Origin of the sequence: Bradyrhizobium sp. BR 10261, from assembly GCF_019455395.1 — a bacterium.
Taxonomy (GTDB): domain Bacteria; phylum Pseudomonadota; class Alphaproteobacteria; order Rhizobiales; family Xanthobacteraceae; genus Bradyrhizobium; species Bradyrhizobium manausense.
The window spans coordinates 14,672-32,391 of sequence record NZ_JACOFQ010000001.1; the positions used below are offsets into that span (position 1 = coordinate 14,672).

Annotated in this window: 15 protein-coding genes; 9 read left to right on the forward strand and 6 right to left on the reverse strand. The window is 65.2% G+C overall.

The window, feature by feature from the left end; translation table 11 throughout:
• Positions 1 to 44 precede the first annotated feature (44 nt).
• The 3 genes from fabF to HYH07_RS00065 all read right to left on the reverse strand — a co-directional run bounded on the left by fabF (position 45) and on the right by HYH07_RS00065 (position 3,138).
• Entirely contained in the window at positions 45 to 1,307 is a 1,263-nt protein-coding gene (gene fabF, locus HYH07_RS00055) for a beta-ketoacyl-ACP synthase II (RefSeq protein WP_220000530.1), read from the reverse strand.
• A gap of 1 nt (position 1,308) precedes the next feature.
• Entirely contained in the window at positions 1,309 to 1,824 is a 516-nt protein-coding gene (locus tag HYH07_RS00060; RefSeq protein WP_220000531.1) for a helix-turn-helix domain-containing protein, read from the reverse strand.
• 306 nt (positions 1,825 to 2,130) lie between these two features.
• The gene (locus HYH07_RS00065) at positions 2,131 to 3,138 is read right to left on the reverse strand and encodes a polyprenyl synthetase family protein (protein WP_220000532.1); all 1,008 of its coding nucleotides are present in this window, start codon (positions 3,136 to 3,138) and stop codon (positions 2,131 to 2,133) included.
• Positions 3,139 to 3,270: 132 nt separating this feature from the next.
• Between HYH07_RS00065 and HYH07_RS00070 the strand changes: the two genes are divergently transcribed.
• The 6 genes from HYH07_RS00070 (at position 3,271) to glyS (ending at position 8,940) form a co-directional block, all read left to right on the forward strand.
• Complete coding sequence (locus HYH07_RS00070; RefSeq protein ID WP_220000533.1) at positions 3,271 to 3,498, forward strand: DUF2007 domain-containing protein; 228 nt, start codon at positions 3,271 to 3,273, stop codon at positions 3,496 to 3,498.
• On the forward strand, positions 3,491 to 4,258 hold the full coding sequence (locus HYH07_RS00075; protein WP_220000534.1) for a tRNA1(Val) (adenine(37)-N6)-methyltransferase: 768 nt from the start codon (positions 3,491 to 3,493) through the stop codon (positions 4,256 to 4,258). The genes HYH07_RS00070 and HYH07_RS00075 overlap by 8 nt, the downstream gene beginning before the upstream one ends.
• A gap of 216 nt (positions 4,259 to 4,474) precedes the next feature.
• Positions 4,475 to 5,383, forward strand: a complete 909-nt coding sequence (locus HYH07_RS00080) for a S49 family peptidase (RefSeq protein WP_220000535.1) — start codon at positions 4,475 to 4,477, stop codon at positions 5,381 to 5,383.
• A 104-nt stretch (positions 5,384 to 5,487) separates the two neighbouring features.
• The gene (locus HYH07_RS00085) at positions 5,488 to 5,679 is read left to right on the forward strand and encodes a hypothetical protein (protein ID WP_220000536.1); all 192 of its coding nucleotides are present in this window, start codon (positions 5,488 to 5,490) and stop codon (positions 5,677 to 5,679) included.
• A 226-nt stretch (positions 5,680 to 5,905) separates the two neighbouring features.
• Complete coding sequence (locus HYH07_RS00090) at positions 5,906 to 6,841, forward strand: glycine--tRNA ligase subunit alpha (protein ID WP_220000537.1); 936 nt, start codon at positions 5,906 to 5,908, stop codon at positions 6,839 to 6,841.
• Positions 6,841 to 8,940, forward strand: coding sequence for a glycine--tRNA ligase subunit beta (gene glyS, locus HYH07_RS00095; RefSeq protein WP_220000538.1), 2,100 nt, complete (start codon positions 6,841 to 6,843; stop codon positions 8,938 to 8,940). The genes HYH07_RS00090 and glyS overlap by 1 nt, the downstream gene beginning before the upstream one ends.
• Before the next feature lie 345 nt (positions 8,941 to 9,285).
• Here glyS and HYH07_RS00100 read toward each other — a convergent pair whose 3' ends face one another.
• Complete coding sequence (locus HYH07_RS00100; protein ID WP_220000539.1) at positions 9,286 to 9,639, reverse strand: DUF1236 domain-containing protein; 354 nt, start codon at positions 9,637 to 9,639, stop codon at positions 9,286 to 9,288.
• A 221-nt stretch (positions 9,640 to 9,860) separates the two neighbouring features.
• Between HYH07_RS00100 and HYH07_RS00105 the strand changes: the two genes are divergently transcribed.
• From HYH07_RS00105 to HYH07_RS00115, 3 genes are all read left to right on the forward strand, one after another.
• Entirely contained in the window at positions 9,861 to 10,016 is a 156-nt protein-coding gene (locus tag HYH07_RS00105) for a DUF3096 domain-containing protein (RefSeq protein WP_083514732.1), read from the forward strand.
• 113 nt (positions 10,017 to 10,129) lie between these two features.
• A complete protein-coding gene (gene ppdK, locus HYH07_RS00110) occupies positions 10,130 to 13,009 on the forward strand; it encodes a pyruvate, phosphate dikinase (protein WP_220000540.1) in 2,880 nt (959 codons plus the stop codon).
• A gap of 548 nt (positions 13,010 to 13,557) precedes the next feature.
• Positions 13,558 to 15,018 (forward strand): cell wall hydrolase, encoded by a 1,461-nt coding sequence (locus HYH07_RS00115; protein WP_220000541.1) that lies wholly within the window; start codon positions 13,558 to 13,560, stop codon positions 15,016 to 15,018.
• Positions 15,019 to 15,199: 181 nt separating this feature from the next.
• On the opposite strand, the gene nadC is transcribed toward HYH07_RS00115, so the two are convergent.
• Both nadC and HYH07_RS00125 read right to left on the reverse strand, forming a co-directional pair.
• The gene (gene nadC, locus HYH07_RS00120; RefSeq protein ID WP_220000542.1) at positions 15,200 to 16,078 is read right to left on the reverse strand and encodes a carboxylating nicotinate-nucleotide diphosphorylase; all 879 of its coding nucleotides are present in this window, start codon (positions 16,076 to 16,078) and stop codon (positions 15,200 to 15,202) included.
• Between the two features lie 11 nt (positions 16,079 to 16,089).
• A complete protein-coding gene (locus tag HYH07_RS00125) occupies positions 16,090 to 17,700 on the reverse strand; it encodes an L-aspartate oxidase (RefSeq protein WP_220000543.1) in 1,611 nt (536 codons plus the stop codon).
• Between the last annotated feature and the right edge of the window lie 20 nt (positions 17,701 to 17,720).

Here is a 17,720-nt window from a genome sequence, read left to right on the forward strand (position 1 = left end):
TCGTTCCGTCGCCAGGCGGCTGATGCGCCGAGCTCCCGCGCCCGCTAGCCCATATGGCGGAAGATCGCGCTGGCGTTGACTCCACCGAAGCCAAAGCCGTTCGTGATCGCGTGCTGCATCGGTAGCGGACGTGCAGCACCGGCAACGATATCGATCCCTCCCGCGCCCGTATCCGGGTTTTCGAAATTGAGCGTCGGCGGTGCGACCTGGTCGCGCAGGGCAAGCACGGTGAAGATCGCCTCCAGTCCGCCGGCGGCGCCGAGCAGATGGCCGGTGGCCGATTTGGTCGCGCTGACGGCGATGGATTTGTTGCGGCCGAACAGCGCGCCGATGGCCCCGAGTTCGCTCTCGTCGCCGGCGGGCGTCGAGGTCGCATGCGCGTTGAGATGCTGCAGATCGCCGGGCGCAAGGTTCGCCTGCCGGAGCGCGATCTCCATGGCGCGGCGGGCGCCGTCGCCATCCGGTGGACCCGACGTCATGTGATAGGCATCGGCGGTGGTGCCATATCCAACAAGCTCGGCGATCGGCGTCGCGCCGCGCGCCAGCGCATGTTCCAGCTCCTCGATCACCAGGATGCCGGCGCCTTCACCCATGACAAAACCGTCGCGGTCACGATCGAACGGACGCGAGGCGCGTGTGGGTTGGTCGTTGAAGGCGCTCGACAGCGCGCGAGCTGCCGCAAAGCCGCCGAGGCTGACGATATCGATGCAGGCTTCGGCGCCGCCGCAGATCGCGACATCGGCATCGCCCGCGCGGATCATGCGCGCTGCGTCGCCGATCGCCTGCACGCCGGCGGCACACGCCGTGACGGGCGTGCCCAGCGCGCCCTTGTAGCCGTATTTGATCGAAACGTGGCCGGCTGCGAGGTTGGCAAGGAATGAGGGGATCGTGAATGGCGACAGCCGACGCGCGCCGCGTTGCTCGGTGATGCGCACCGCTTCCGCCATCGCGGGAAAACCGCCGACTCCGGAGCCGATGATCGTTGCGGTCCGCTCCAGCGACGCCACATCCTGCGGTGCCCATTTGGCCTGCGCGACCGCTTCCGCGGCGGCGAGCAGCGCGAACAGGATGAAGCGATCCATCTTGCGCTGGTCCTTTGGCGCAGCGGCTTTCGCCGGATCGAAGCCCCCTTCGGCGTCATCGGCCTTGTCGGGCACGAGCCCGGCAATGCGCGCGGGCAATGCCTGCGACCATTGCGGCAGCGGGCGCAGCCCGCTTTGCCCCGCGAGCAGCCGGCGCCAGGATATCTCGACACCACAGCCGAGCGGCGACACCGCCCCCATTCCCGTCACGACGATACGAGGCATGTCAGTCTCCAGCCGGCGCGAGGTCCGGATTCATGGCTTTGAGCGAGCTAAGCCGCCGCCGCATCAGGCGGCTCGCGGCAGGACCCGCGATCACCACGGCATTGGCGAGCGTGATCGGCTGCCGATCGGTCGCATCGACCACGACCGGATCGAGCGGCCGACAATCGTCGCGGGTCGCCAGCAGGATGGATTCGCCCTTCGGCGCGAGATGCTTGTTCCCCCAGGCGAGCAGCGTCGCGATCACGGGAAAGAAATCTCGTGCCTTGTCGGTCAGCACATATTCGTAACGTGGCGGCCGCTCCTGGTAGCGACGACGGACGAACATGCCGGTCTTGGTGAGATGGGCGAGGCGCCGCGACAGGATGTTCGGCGCAATGGAGAGATTGCGCTCGAACTCGTCAAACCGCGTCGAGCCCTGCAAGGCATCGCGCAGGATCAGGATGCTCCACCATTCGCCAACCGTCTCCACGGCGCGGCCGACCGGGCATTCCTGGAGGGAAGGGGATTTGGGCTGCATGGCGGGGAAGCTAGGGGAGTAACTTGCAAAATGCAAGTGACTGGTCAACAATGATGGATCTGGGTGAACGGCCGAGATTGCGAAGACGGTGTTGATGCAGCGAGCACAGATGCATCACCGTCACCCTGAGGTGCGAGCCGCGGTGCGCAGCAGCGCGAGCGAGCCTCGAAGGGCGACGGGCCGGATGCATCCGGGCCGCGCATCCTTCGAGGCTCCCCATGAGACGCGTTGCGTCCCATGCCTCGCGCCTCAGGATGACGAGGCTAACAGTGGTGCCGCGGCGATAAGAGCGTCAGCCCGCCGTGCCTAATGCGACCGTGCCAAACAGAACGCCACCACTTGCTCCAGCGCGCTCTTCATCGGCGACGACGGGAACAGCGCGAGTGCGTCCACCGCCATGGCGCCGTAGTGCTGGGCGCGGCTCAGCGTGTCCTCGAGCGCGCGGTGCTTGTTCATCAGGCCGATGGCGTGATCGAGGTCGGAATCGCTGATCTCGCCGCGCTCGAGCGCCTTGATCCAGAAAGCGCGCTCGGTGTCGTTGCCGCGGCGGAAGGCGAGCACGACGGGCAGGGTGATCTTGCCCTCGCGGAAATCGTCGCCGGTGTTCTTGCCGAGCTTGGCACTCTTGCCGCCATAGTCGAGCACGTCGTCGACGAGCTGGAAGGCGATGCCGAGATTCATGCCGACCGAGCGGCAGGCGGTCTGCTCCGCCTTCGGGCGGTTGGCGATCACGGGGCCGACCTCGCAGGCCGCCGCGAACAGCTCGGCGGTCTTGCCGCGGATCACGGCGAGATATTCGTCCTCGGTGGTCGCGGTGTTCTTGGCGGCCGCAAGCTGCATCACCTCGCCCTCGGCGATGGTGGCCGCGGCAGCAGACAGGATGTCGAGGGCGCGCAGCGAACCGACCTCGACCATCATCCGGAAGGCCTGGCCGAGCAGAAAGTCGCCGACCAAGACGCTCGCCTCATTGCCCCAGAGCATGCGCGCCGACAGCTTGCCGCGGCGCATCTCGCTCTCGTCCACGACGTCGTCGTGGAGCAGCGTGGCCGTGTGCATGAACTCGACGGAGGCAGCTAACTTGATGTGGCCGTCGCCGGTGTAGCCGGCGAGGTTGGCCATGGCGAGCGTCAGCATCGGCCGCAACCGCTTGCCGCCGGAGGAGATCAGGTGGTTGGCAACCTCCGGGATCATGGTCACGTCAGACCCGGTCCGCGACAGGATCGTGGCGTTGACGCGCTCCATGTCAGGGGCGACAAGGGCAACCAGCTCTTCGATCGACGCGCCGGGGGTTTCGAAAGGTACGATGACGGCCACGCCGGTCTCCAATATTTGCCCCGGAGGGGCTATTCTGATGGAAAGACAATAGAAACTGGACGGGGATGCGGCAAGGCCTGTGGAACCATTGACATTTGCCGCCTTGACCCCTTTCAGCCCAGGAGGCTCGTATTGCGTGAATTGGTTCGGACCAACGATATCGTGCTGGTGTCGGCGATCGGCGCGCTGCTCGACGGCGCCAACATCCATCATCTGGTGCTGGACCAGAACATGAGCATCATCGAGGGCTCGCTTGGCGTCCTGCCCAGGCGGATCCTGGTCCATGACGACGATGCCAGCGAAGCCCGGCAATTGCTGACCGACGCCGGCCTCAGCCACGAACTGCGCGGCGATGATTGACGTCGTCACAGATCTCACCGAGGACGCCTTTCTCGGCGGCCAGCTGCTGCTCAAGCAGAAGCGAACCGGCCACCGGGCAGGGCATGACGCCATTCTGCTTGCGGCTGCGACGGAGGCCCGTGAAGGCGACCGTGTGGTCGATCTCGGTGCCGGCATCGGTACGGCTGGCCTCGCGCTGGCCCGGCGCGTTGGCGGCATCAATCTTTGCCTCGTCGAGATCGATCCGGAACTCGCCGCGCTCGCGCGCGCCAATGCGGCCGCGAATGCGATTGCCGCCGAGGTGACCGTGCTCGACGTCACTGCGGACGCGCAGGCGTTTGCAGCACATGGGCTCGCGCCTGACAGCGCCGATTGCGTGTTGATGAACCCGCCCTTCAACGATCCCGCGCGGCACCGCGGCTCGCCGGACCAGGCGCGTCACACGGCGCATGTCGCGACCGACGAGACGCTGCAGGCCTGGGTGCATGCGGCGCGGCGTATCCTTCGATCGAACGGTGTGCTCACCCTGATCTGGCGCGCTGACGGAATCGCAGATGCCTTGGCAGCGCTGTCACGCGGTTTCGGCAGCCTGTCGATCCTGCCGGTTCATGGCGAAGCGGGACGTCCTGCGATCCGCGTCCTGGTGCGCGCAGTCAAGGGCGGCCGAGCGCCGACGCGATTGCTGCCGGGCCTCATGCTTAATGATGAGTCACGCGTGCCTAAAAAAGAGGTGCGGAATATTCTGGAAGGGAGAGCGGTCCTGCCGCTGGCAGAGCCGTGACGGCTTACTGGGGAAGCGATTCCGACTGCTGTTCCGGCTGGGACGTAAAGCGAATCGCCGTAAAGAGCGCGCCCATCAGCATCAACAGCAGATAAATCTTCATGTCGTTCCCTCCGCTGCCTCATTGCAGCTTCCCAATCGGGATTCTGCAAAACACGTTCCAGGCACTAGCAATGACAGTCACGTGATAAATAAAGGTTAACCAGAGGTGACGGCATGGCCGAACAATTGAACGATCGCGAGAATTCCGGCCTGGCCGACAAGCTCATGCAATATCTGCCGGCGCGCTTCCGCCCCGGTGCTGCGGTCGTGCCGGTGGTGCGGCTGTCGGGTGTCATCGGCGCGGTGACGCCGCTGCGTCCGGGCATGACGCTGGCGGGCGTCGCCCGGGTGCTGGAGCGGGCGTTTTCATACCGGAACGCCAGGGCGGTCGCGCTTGTGATCAATTCGCCCGGCGGCTCGCCGGTGCAGTCGCGCCAGATCTATCTGCGCATCAAGCAGCTCGCGGCGGAGAAGAAACTGCCTGTGCTGGTGTTCGTCGAGGACGTCGCGGCTTCCGGCGGCTACATGATCGCCTGCGCCGGCGACGAGATCTTCTGTGATCCGTCCTCGATCCTGGGATCGATCGGCGTGGTCGGCGGCAGCTTTGGTTTTCAGGAGGCGATCAAGCGGCTCGGTATCGAGCGGCGTCTCTATACGGCCGGCGCCCACAAGGCGATGCTCGACCCATTTCTCCCCGAAAACCCTGATGACGTCGCCAAGCTGAAGGCACTCCAGCGCGAGATCCACCAGATCTTCATCGCACTGGTGAAGGAGAGCCGTGGTACCAGACTCAAGGGCGCGGACGACACCCTGTTCACCGGTGAGTACTGGGCCGGCGAGACGTCGGTCGCGCTCGGGCTCGCCGATGGCATCGGCGATATCCGCTCAATTCTTCGTGCCCGCTATGGCGAGAAGGTTCTCACCCCCGTGATCGCGCAGCCGACCGGGCTTCTGTCCGGCCTGTTGGGGCGGAAATCGCCCGGCGCGGGCCAGCTTTCGGCCATGGAATCACTAGCCGGGCTGCCGGACGAGCTGATCTCGGCAGTCGAGACGCGGGCGATTTGGGCGAAATTCGGGTTCTAAGTCCGGCTCCCCCGCGCCATTTGGTCCGTGCTGAGCCAATTGCGGCGCAGCCCGGACTGCGCGAGAATGCGTGTGGGGGTTGAGCACGACACAAGGATCGACCGATGCCGCCGTTCGTCGCATTCGCGGGCGTCCTGGGTGGGCTTGCCGTGGTCCGCTGGGCCTACAAGACCGCACTCAGGATCAACGAAGAGCTGGAGGAGATGCGCCTGTCGCGCGTCGCTGAAGCCGCCCAGATGGGGAATATCCAGACACTGAAGCGTGACCCCGTGACGGGAGCGTATCGGCCGGGGTAGCTTTTTCCACGCGCAAGGTGCCGTAGGCAAAGCGAAGCGTGCCCACCACCGCGCCGTAATCCGGGAAAGATGGTGGGCACGGCGAAAGCGCGCCTTTGCCCACCCTACGGCATCTCTCCAGGGCAGTCGTTAAGCCCGAATCCGCCCCCCTTTGCCTTGATTCCCATCCCCACCGTCGATACGGTCCCGCGCGATTCAAAACCCCCCGCGAGAGCCTGATCTGACGATGGACGCCTCATTGCCCGCCCATATGCGCCCGGACCGCTCATTCCAGGGCCTGATCCTGGCCCTGCAGCGCTATTGGGCGGACTACGGCTGCGTGATCCTGCAGCCCTACGACATGGAAGTCGGCGCCGGCACCTTCCATCCCGGGACGACCCTGCGCGCGCTTGGCCCGCGGCCGTGGAACGCCGCCTATGTGCAGCCCTCGCGCCGGCCCAAGGACGGCCGTTACGGCGAGAACCCGAACCGTCTCCAGCACTATTACCAGTTCCAGGTGATCCTCAAGCCGTCGCCGCCGAACCTTCAGGAGCTGTACCTGAAGTCGCTCGCGGCCATCGGCATCGATTCCGCCATCCATGACATCCGTTTCGTTGAGGACGATTGGGAGAGCCCGACGCTGGGCGCCTGGGGCCTCGGCTGGGAGTGCTGGTGCGATGGCATGGAAGTCAGCCAGTTCACCTATTTCCAGCAGGTCGCGGGCGTCGAATGCGCGCCGGTCGCGGGCGAGCTGACCTACGGCCTCGAACGTCTCGCCTGTTATCTGCAGGGCGTCGACCGCATCATGGACCTGAACTTCAATGGCCGCGAAGGCCCCGAGAAGGTCAGCTATCGCGATGTGTTCTTCCAGGCCGAGCAGGAATATTCGCGGCACAATTTCGAACATGCCGACACCGCGATGCTGTTCGAGCAGTTCAAGATGGCCGAAGCGGCCTGCAGGAAATACCTCGAGGCCGGCTGGAAAGACGGCAAGCGCGAGGCTCATCTGATGGCGCTGCCGGCTTATGACCAGTGCATCAAGGCGAGCCATGTCTTCAACCTGCTCGATGCGCGCGGTGTGATTTCAGTGACGGAGCGGCAGAGCTACATCTTCCGGGTGCGCGAGTTGGCGAAAGCCTGCGGCGAAGCCTGGGTCCACACCGAAGCCGGTGGAGCGGCCTGATGCCCGAACTTTTGCTTGAACTGTTCTCGGAAGAAATCCCGGCGCGCATGCAGGCCAAGGCGGCCGATGATCTGCGCCGCCTGGTCACCGACAAGCTCGTCGCCGAAGGCCTGGTCTACGAAGGCGCGAAAGCTTTCGCGACGCCGCGCCGTCTTGCGCTCACCGTGCACGGCATCCCGGCGCGCCAGCCTGACCTGAAGACCGAGCGCCGCGGCCCGAAAGTCGGTGCGCCCGATGCGGCCGTGCAGGGCTTTTTGAAGGCGACCGGGCTGAAATCGCTGGACGAAGCCAAGATCCAGCGCGATCCCAAGGGTGATTTCTACATCGGATTGATCGAGAAGCCCGGCCGCGACGCCATCGACGTGCTCGCGGAAATCCTGCCCGTCATCATCAGAACCTTCCCCTGGCCGAAGTCGATGCGCTGGGGCGCGCGCTCGGCCAAGCCAGGCTCGCTGAGCTGGGTGCGTCCGCTGCACGCGATCACCGCGACCTTCGGCCTCGAGACCGAAGAGCCCGATGTCGTGAAATTCGAGGTCGATGGCATCGAAGCCGGACAGACCACCTATGGTCATCGCTTCCTCGCGCCGTCGGCTATTTCCGTTCGCCGCTTCGAGGACTACGAAGCCAAGCTCCTCGATGCGAAGGTCGTGCTCGACCCCGACAGGCGCAAGGACGCGATCCTGACCGACGCCAAGCAGCTGGCCTTCGCGCAAGGGTTCGAGCTCGTCGAGGACCAGACCCTGCTCGACGAGGTCTCAGGCCTCGTCGAATGGCCGGTCGTGCTGATGGGTTCGTTCGAGCCGGAGTTCCTGAAGACTCCGGATGAAGTGATCCGCGCGACGATCCGCAACAACCAGAAGTGCTTCGTGGTGCGCGACCCCAAGACGGGCAAGCTCGCGAGCAAGTTCATTTTGGTCGCCAATATTGAGGCGACCGACGGCGGCAAGATCATCATCGGCGGCAACGAGCGCGTGATCCGCGCGCGCCTGTCCGATGCGAAATTCTTCTATGAGACCGACCTTAGGACCAAGCTCGAGGATCGGCTGCCGAAGTTCGAGCAGATCGTGTTCCACGAGAAGCTCGGGACGCAGGCGGAGCGCATCAAGCGCATCGAGCGCCTCGCCGCCGAGATCGCGCCGCTGGTCGGCGCAGATGTTGCCAAGGCCACGCGTGCGGCGCATTTGGCGAAGGCGGATCTGCTGACGGAAGTCGTCGGCGAGTTCCCTGAGGTGCAGGGCCTGATGGGCAAATACTACGCGCTGGCGCAGGGCGAGGATGCGTCCGTCGCGGCGGCTTGCGAGGAGCACTACAAGCCACAGGGGCCTGCGGACAGTGTGCCGACCGATCCGGTCAGCATCGCGGCCGCGCTCGCTGACAAGCTCGATACGCTCGTCGGCTTCTGGGCGATCGATGAGAAGCCGACGGGATCGAAGGACCCCTATGCGCTGCGGAGAGCAGCACTGGGTGTTATCAGGTTGATCGCCGAGAACGCGCTGCGCCTGTCGCTGCTCAAGGTGGCAGCGTCCGCGCTCGCCGGCTTGTCGGTGAAGCCCGCCGATGCGGAGAAGCTCCCGAGCGATCTGCTCGCCTTCTTCGCCGATCGCCTGAAGGTCCAGCTCCGTGAGCAGGGCGCGCGTCACGATCTCGTCGACGCCGTGTTCGCGCTCGGCGGCCAGGATGATCTCTTGATGATCGTCCGCCGCGTCGATGCGCTCGGCAAGCTCCTTGACACCGACGACGGCAAGAACCTGCTCGCCGGCACCAAGCGTGCCAGCAACATCCTTTCGATCGAGGAGAAGAAGGACAAGCGCACTTTCGACGGCGCGCCGGATGCTGCGCTCTACAGCCTCGCAGAGGAGAAGGCGCTGGCAAAAGCGATCGGCGAGGTGAAGACGGAAGCAAGTGCCGCCGTCGCCAAGGAAGATTTTGCCGCCGCAATGAGCGCGATGGCCAAGCTTCGTCCGCCGGTCGATGCGTTCTTCGACAAGGTGCGCGTCAACGACGACGATGCCAAGGTACGCGAGAACCGCCTGAAACTGCTGAACGAGATCCGCAGCGCCACGCGCGCCGTGGCGGATTTCTCGAAGATCCAGGATTGAGGCGCGCCACAACAACGGCGCCATTCCGGGGCGCGCGTAGCGCGAGCCCGGAATCCATCGTGCCGCGCGCGACGTTCGAGAAATGGATTCCGGGCTCGCGCCAAGTGGCGCACCCCGGAATGACGGGACAGAAAATGCCCCGCCCGGCGGGGGGAAGACCGGGCGGGGCCTGATGTCCGATTACACTGCTCGCGCCAGCCTGATTGATGCCGCGCGCCGGACATCTAGTTGAACAGCAAGATTCCTAAAGCGCGATGAGATTGGGTTGAATCGTCATCGCGCTTCAGCTCTTTGTTTGAGCATGATCTTTTCGGAAAACCGCTTCACACTTTTCCGGATCATGCTTTAGTCCATCACCTCGACGATGCGCCGCGAGCGCGGCTCGACCAGCACCGTCTCGCCGTTCACGACGGTGTAGCGATACGTCGTCGCGCCGAAACGTTGCGGCACGTCATAATAAGTGATGCCGGTTTCGGGTAGGGTGGCACCGACCACGACGCGATCGGGAATATGGAAGGCCGGCACACGTTGCTCGACGACATAGTCACGGAACGCCGGCCGTTGCTCGACCGCAATCGTCGGGCTTTCCTCAACCACCACGGGTGCGCGTCCCACTGTGATCCCGGTTTGCGCCTGCGCCGCGATGGGCGCGCTGAGCGCGGCGCCAAGCACTGCGAGGGCGAGAATCCTGTTTCGCATGGGCAACTCCTTCGAATTGACTTCGGCCCGCGCCAATGACGCGACCGCTTGCCAATGCTGCGCCGCGCGCGATGTTCCGGAAAAAGCCTGCCGCATACGCGGCAATTTCGGGCAGTTTTTGCGAAGCCGGGAACCTGTATCGAGCCCCGCGCGTCTCTACGGGCGCAACCGGGTCCGCTATGATCGGCCGCGATTCGCCTCACCCCACGGAAAGATAATTCATGCACCTCACCGTCGCCCACATCTCGCCGCTCCTGTCGCTGCTTGCGGGCGTTCTCATCCTGGTCATGCCGCGCCTGCTCAACTTCATCGTGGCGATTTTTCTCATCCTCAATGGTGCGATCGGGCTCGGTTTGCTGAAGTGGCTCCATCTCTAGGCCTTCATTTTCTCTAGGCCTTCATTTTCCGGAACTCTTCGACTTGCGCGGGCCTGCTCAAAGTGGTGTAAGGCGCGCGATTTCCCATTCCTCTCGAAGGTTGTGTGCAAGCTATGGCCAAAGCCGCCTCGAAGCCTAAGAAACTCCCAGCGAAATCAAAGCCTTCCGTCAAGGCGAAAGCCGCGCCGGCGGCCCGCAAGGCGCTCCCCAAGAGTTCTGTGAAGAGCGCCCCGAAGCCGGTCGCCAAGGTTGCGGCCAAGCCGGCCGCTAAGGCTGCGGCCAAGTCGGCCAAAAGCGCGCCGGCAAAGGTCCCGGCCAACAAATGGGTCTTCACCTTCGGCGACGGCAAGGCCGAAGGCCGGACGGAGATGCGCGACCTGCTCGGTGGCAAGGGCGCGAACCTCGCCGAGATGGCCAATCTCGGCCTGCCGGTGCCTCCGGGCTTCACCATCCCGACCTCGGTCTGCACCTATTTCTACGCCCACGACAAAACCTATCCGAAGGAGCTGCAGTCGCAGGTTGAGAAGGCGCTCGACTATGTCGGCAAATTGACGGGCAAGGTGTTCGGCGATACCAAGAACCCGCTGCTGGTCTCCGTACGTTCCGGCGCGCGCGCTTCGATGCCGGGCATGATGGACACCGTGCTCAATCTCGGCCTCAACGACCAGACGGTCGAAGCGCTGGCGGAGCTCTCCGGCGACCGCCGCTTCGCCTACGACAGCTATCGCCGCTTCATCACCATGTATTCCGACGTGGTGCTCGGCTTCGAGCATCATCACTTCGAGGAAATCCTCGACACCTTCAAGGACAGCCAGGGCTACACGCTCGATACCGACCTCACCGCCGAAGACTGGGTCGACCTGGTCGGCAAGTACAAGGACGCGGTCGCGCGCGAGACCGGCAAGGACTTTCCGCAGGATCCGCATGACCAGCTCTGGGGCGCGGTCGGCGCCGTGTTTTCGTCCTGGATGAATGCGCGCGCGGTGACCTACCGCAAGCTGCACGATATCCCTGAGTCGTGGGGCACCGCGGTCAACGTGCAGGCCATGGTGTTCGGCAACATGGGCGAGACCTCGGCAACCGGCGTTGCCTTCACCCGCAATCCCTCGACCGGCGAGAGCAAGCTCTACGGCGAGTTCCTCATCAATGCGCAAGGCGAGGACGTGGTGGCGGGCATCCGCACGCCGCAGGACATCACCGAGGAAGCGCGCAAGGAGTCAGGTTCCGACAAGGCGTCGATGGAAGCGGCGATGCCTGAGGCCTTCAAGGAGCTGACGCGGATCTACACGCTGCTCGAGAAGCACTACCGTGACATGCAGGACATGGAGTTCACGGTCGAGCAGGGCAAGCTGTGGATGCTGCAGACCCGCAGCGGCAAGCGCACGGCGAAGGCTGCGCTCCGCATCGCGGTCGAGCTTGCCAATGAGGGCCTGATCACAAAGAAGGAGGCGGTGACGCGGATCGATCCCGCCTCGCTCGACCAGCTCTTGCATCCGACCATCGATCCGAACGCCAAGCGCGACGTGATCGCGACCGGCCTGCCGGCTTCGCCAGGGGCTGCCTCCGGCGAGATCGTGTTCTCGTCGGATGAAGCGGCCAAGCTTCAGGGCGACGGGCGCAAGGTCATTCTGGTCCGTATCGAGACCAGCCCGGAAGACATCCACGGCATGCACGCCGCCGAAGGGATCTTGACCACGCGCGGCGGCATGACCTCGCACGCGGCGGTCGTTGCGCGCGGCATGGGCAAGCCCTGCGTCTCCGGCTGCGGTACCATCCGCGTCGATTACGGCCGCGGCACCATGAGCATCGGCTCGCGCACCTTCAAGGCCGGTGACGTCATCACCATCGACGGCTCGCTTGGCCAGGTGCTGGCCGGCCGCATGCCGATGATCGAGCCGGAACTGTCCGGCGAGTTCGGCACATTGATGAACTGGGCCGACCAGGTCCGCAAGATCGGCGTCCGCGTCAACGGCGACACGCCCGACGACGCTCGCACCGCGATCAAGTTCGGCGCCGAAGGCATCGGCCTCTGCCGCACCGAGCACATGTTCTTCGAGGAGACCCGCATCCGCACCGTGCGCGAGATGATCCTCTCCGAGGACGAGCAGTCGCGCCGGGCCGCGCTGGCAAAGCTGTTGCCGATGCAACGCGCCGACTTCGTTGAGCTGTTCGAGATCATGAAGGGCCTGCCCGTCACGATCCGTCTGCTGGACCCGCCGCTGCACGAGTTCCTGCCGCATACCCATGCCGAGGTCGAGGAAGTGGCGCGCGCCATGAACACCGATCCGCGGCGTCTGGCCGACCGTGCGCGCGAGCTGTCGGAGTTCAATCCGATGCTCGGGTTCCGCGGCTGCCGCATCGCGATCGCCTATCCTGAGATCGCCGAGATGCAGGCCCGCGCGATCTTCGAGGCGGCGGTCGAGGCCGAGAAGCGCACCGGCAAGGCCGTCGGCCTCGAGGTGATGGTGCCGCTGATCGCGACCAAGGCCGAACTCGACCTGGTCAAGGCCCGCATCGATGCCACCGCGAAGTCGGTCATGCGTGAGACCAATACCAAGATCGCCTATCAGGTCGGCACCATGATCGAGCTGCCGCGCGCCTGTCTGCTCGCGGAAGAGATCGCCGAAAGCGCCGAGTTCTTCTCGTTTGGCACCAACGACCTGACGCAGACGACCTACGGCATCAGCCGCGACGACGCGGCGAGCTTCCTCGGTCCCTACGTCGCCAAGGGCATTCTTTCGATCGATCCCTTCATCTCGCTAGACCAGCAAGGCGTCGGCGAGCTGGTCAAGATCGGCGTCACGCGCGGCCGCAAGACGCGGGCGAAGCTCAAGGTGGGCATCTGCGGCGAGCACGGCGGCGATCCCGCTTCCGTCGCCTTCTGCCACAATGTCGGTCTCGACTACGTGTCCTGCTCGCCGTATCGCGTGCCGATCGCGCGGCTCGCGGCGGCCCAGGCCGCGCTCGGCAAGGCGATTGCGAGCCAGGCGTAAGACGAACTGAGAGCGTGATTGTGAAGAGGCGGAGCCAAGGCTCCGCCTCTTTTCATTTCGTGCCTGGCTCTCTCCCCCCGTCATTGCGAGCGAAGCGAAGCAATCCAGGCCACACACTTGCTGTCATCGCCCGGCCAGTGCGCAATTGCGCACCAGGACCGGGCGATCCAGTACGCCGAGACGTCCGTTGTATGCGGATAGGCCGCGGCGTACTGGATGCCCCGCCTTCGCGGGGCATGACACCGACGATGTGGAGGCGTTTCGCAAAAATACTGACAACCGAACTCACCACACGTCCCGTATTGGTACGCGCCAGCAAGAGTTCCTTCACCATTCGCATTGACCGATCGTTTACCGTTTCTCGCGACGCGGCCTTTACCAACACATCGCATCGCTCCGTGAAAACACCTGACGCCGCTTGAGTGTGCCTTGTGCGCAACGCGGATTAACGCCCCGGCAACCTAAATTAGATACTCACGATAAGGATCGAATTGCACGGATGTACTGAGTTCGATCAGGACGGGCGTAAGCGTAGCGTGAGCGTATCGATGTCAGTGTTGCGTAACCATCCGAAGGGTGCGCGGTTCGCATCCTTCGGACTCGGTCTCTGCATCTTCGCATTGATGCCGAGAGAGATCGGATATCAAGACATAGGCTCGCTGCTGGCGCGTCAGCCCGGCGTCGCCGAGCGCTGGCAGAAGCAGGTGTTCTCTGCCGCCTCGTCCATTCAGCTTGCCACTTACAGTTTCTCGCGCCCGATCGGCACGTCGGCGCCGCAGAGCGCGATGGTTCGTCTCGCCAGCCTCGACGGCCGCGATGTCACAGGTTCCATTTCGCGCAATCCGGTGCTGCAGGCGCCGGCGCGTTACCAGGCCTCCGACTTTCCCAAGGTTGATCGCGCGCTGAAAGGCGATCGTCTCGCCATCGTGACACCTGCGCCAGTACCTCAGCCGGCTGCTCCGGCCGTGACGCCCGCGCAGCAGGATCCCGCGACCTCGAACAGCTCCGTGTTCGGTGCCAAAACCGCCGAGCTGCGCGCCGTGCAGCCGCAGGCGATGTCGCCGGAGTCAGCGGCCGCGCTCGATCCCGAGCTTCAGGAGGCGATGCGTGCGCCGCCGTTGGCTCAATATACAAGTCCGCCGAAAGCCGATGACAACGCGCTGTCCTTCGCGGCGCAGCCGCTCAACGGGCTGAAGCAGGCGACATCGGCAGCTCCGCCGCGCGATCCCTTCAGCGTCAAGACCTCGAACCTGTTCTTCGGCAGCTCTTCGTTGGGCGGTAACCTCGAGAGCATCGAGAGCTGGCAGCCTGGCGCCGAGCCGCTGATCGTGATGCCCGACCCCGATATGAAGCTGGCCTCGCTGTCGCCGCCGAACGAGGACGCCGCCAGCATCACCGAGAGCGGCGAGAGCATCGCGCCGAAGGGTGAGGTCAACGCCGACAACCAGCGCGCCAAATCTCCGGCCGAGCGGCTGGCGCTCGACGAGAAATCACGCGCGAAGTCGGAGAAATGCCTCGCCGAAGCCGTTTATTTCGAATCCCGCGGGGAGGCCGTGCGCGGCCAGATCGCGGTCGCGCAAGTGGTGATGAACCGCGTATTCTCAGGCAAATATCCCGATACAGTGTGCGGCGTGGTCTATCAGAACAAGTACCGCCACTTCGCCTGCCAGTTCACCTTCGCCTGCGACAACAATCCCGATGTGATCCGCGAGCCCGAGATGTGGGAGCGCGCCAAGAAGATTTCGAAGGCCATGCTCGACGGCCAGATCTGGCTGCCTGAAGTGGGCAAATCGACGCATTACCACGCCTATTGGGTGCGTCCGTCCTGGGTCGCCGAGATGAAGAAGATGTACAAAACCGGCGTGCACACTTTCTATCGGCCGCGCAATTGGGGCGATGGAGCTGAGGAGCCGAGCTGGGGCACGCCGGCGCAGACCGCCGCGCTCTCGGCCGAGCTCGCGCAGGCGGCCAAGAGCTCCGCCGAGATGGGCGTGACGGAGCGGCGCTAACCTCTTCACCTCGCCGCTTGCGCGACTGCGCTCCCTCGCCCCGCTTGCGGGGAGAGGGTTGGGGTGAGGGGGACTCTCCACGAGCCCAGCTGCCACCGACCTTGCCGAGACTCCCCTCACCCAGAATCCGCGCTACGCGCGCATTCCGGCCTCTCCCCGCACGCGGGGAGAGGCGAAGGCCTCACATCTCGATATCCAGCGCGCAGTCGAAATTCGGCGCCGAATGCGTCAGGGCGCCTGACGAGGCGTAATCGACACCGGTCGCCGCGATCGCCGCAATCGAGTCCAGCGTGACACCGCCCGAGGCTTCCAGCTCCAGGCGGCCTTCCGTCATTCGCACAGCCTCGCGCAGCGTGGCGATGTCCATGTTGTCGAGCAGTACCGCATCGGCCAGATCAGTGACGAGCACGTCGCGCAGCTGTGCGAGCGTATCCACCTCGATCTCGATCTTGACGAGATGGCCGGCATGCGCACGAGCGCGTTCCAGCACCGGCCGGATGCCGCCGGCAACCGCGATGTGGTTGTCCTTGATCAGGATGGCATCGTCCAGGCCGTAACGGTGGTTGAAGCCGCCGCCGCAACGCACCGCGTATTTCTCCAGCGCCCGCAATCCGGGCGTGGTCTTCCGCGTGCAGCAGATGCGCATCTTCGTGCCCTCGGCGCGCGCGACGTAGTCGGCCGTGAGCGTGGCCACGCCGGACAGGCGGCCGACGAAGTTCAGTGCAGTCCGTTCCGCGGTGAGGATCGCGCGCGCCGGGCCGGAGATCGTCAACACCTGCTGCCCGTCCGCGACGCGCGCGGCGTCGCGGACATGTGCGCGGACCTCGATATCGGGCGAGAGCTTTTGCAGCGTCGCCAGCGCCAGCGGCAGGCCGGCGATGACACCGGACTGTCGTGCAACCAGCACGGCCTGCGCCTTGGTCGCTTCCGGGATCGTCGCGAGCGAAGTGATGTCGCCGGCGCGGCCGAGATCTTCGTCGAGTGCGCGATGCACGGCGTCATCGATGGCGAGCGGAGACAGGAAGGCGTCGGGATAGAGCAGGGAGGTTGGGGTGATCATGACAAGCTCCGTCAGGCGATGATGGATTGCGCGGTGCGCGGCGTTGATTGCGCGCTCAGCCCGTCGGCGATCTCATGCGCTTGGGCGAGTGTCGTCATCGTTCTCTGCGCCAGCGCGGGCGCCTCCTCGGGATGGTCCGAGCGGAAGTGCGCGCCGCGACTCTCGCGCCGGCTCCAGGCCGCGGACGCCACGAGCAGGGCCGCTGTCGCCATGTGGCGGACTGCGATGCTTGTTGCCGAGCGCTCGAGCCCTGCAAAACTGCGCACGGCTTCTGCCAGCCCGTCGCGTTCGCGGATCACGCCGACATGCGTGGTCATCATCGCGCGCAACCGCTTCACGGCGCTTGCATCCGGCGCGCCGCTGCGTGGCGTCACCAGTGCTTCGGGGAGGCGGGCAGGTGAGGGGATCGCCCGGCCGGCGATGTCGTCGGCGATGCGCGCGGCATAGACCACGGCTTCCAGCAGCGAATTCGACGCAAGCCGGTTGGCGCCATGCATGCCGGTGGACGAGACTTCGCCGCCGGCCCAGAGCCCGTCGATCGAGCTGCGGCCGCGTGCATCGACCGCGACGCCGCCCATGTGATAGTGCACGGCCGGCGCGATCGGGATGATTTGCGTTGCCGGGTCGATGCCGGCGGCGATGCAGCTTGCATGCACCGTCGGAAATTTGTCGGCGAAGCGGGCGCCCAGCGCTTGCCGCGCATCGAGGAAGGCGCCGCGTCCCGCCGCGATCTCGGCAAACACGCCGCGGGCCACGATGTCGCGCGGCGCGAGTTCGGCGAGGGGATGCTGCGCGAGCATGAAGCGATCGCCCTCGCTGTTGATCAAGGTCGCGCCTTCGCCGCGCAGAGCCTCGGTCGCGAGCGGTGCCGGGTCCCGGCCAACCATGATCGCCGTCGGGTGGAATTGCACGAATTCCGGATCGGCGATCACGGCGCCGGCGCGCGCCACGATCGCAAGGCCCGATCCACTGGCCTCGGCCGGATTGGTGGTGACGGCATAGAGATGGCCGATGCCGCCGGTCGCGAGCACGACCGCGCGCGAGGCCATCATCACGGGCCTTGCCGCAAAGTTGCCGGCCTCGCGCAATTGAAGGCCGGTGACGGCGCCATCCTCGGTGAGCAGCGCTTCGGCGACAAAACCTTCGATCAGCCGGATCGATGGCGTGCGGCGCACGGCTTCGCTCAGTGCCGCGATGATCGCTGCGCCCGCGCCATCGCCGCGCACGTGCACGATCCGCCGCGCCGAATGCGCGGCCTCGCGTCCCACCGCGAGCCGGCCTTCGAGATCGCGGTCGAACGGCACGCCATAGGCGAGCAGATCGTGGATCCGCAAGCCGGCCTCGCGGGCGATGCCGAGCGCGACCGTTTCATCGACGATGCCGCCGCCGACCGCGACCGTATCCGCAGCATGCGTTTCGGGACTGTCGCCGTCGGCGACCGCAGCTGCGATGCCGCCTTGCGCCCATGCGGACGATGCCCCTTGTCCGAGCGGCGCCGCCGAGATCAGCGTCACCGGTCGCGGCGCGAGTTTCAATGCGCAGAACAATCCGGCGAGCCCGCCGCCGACGATGACCACGTCATCCGTCGAGCGGGTAAGGTTGTAGATGTTGTTTGTTGTCATGATTCTCTCCAAGTTCTCAG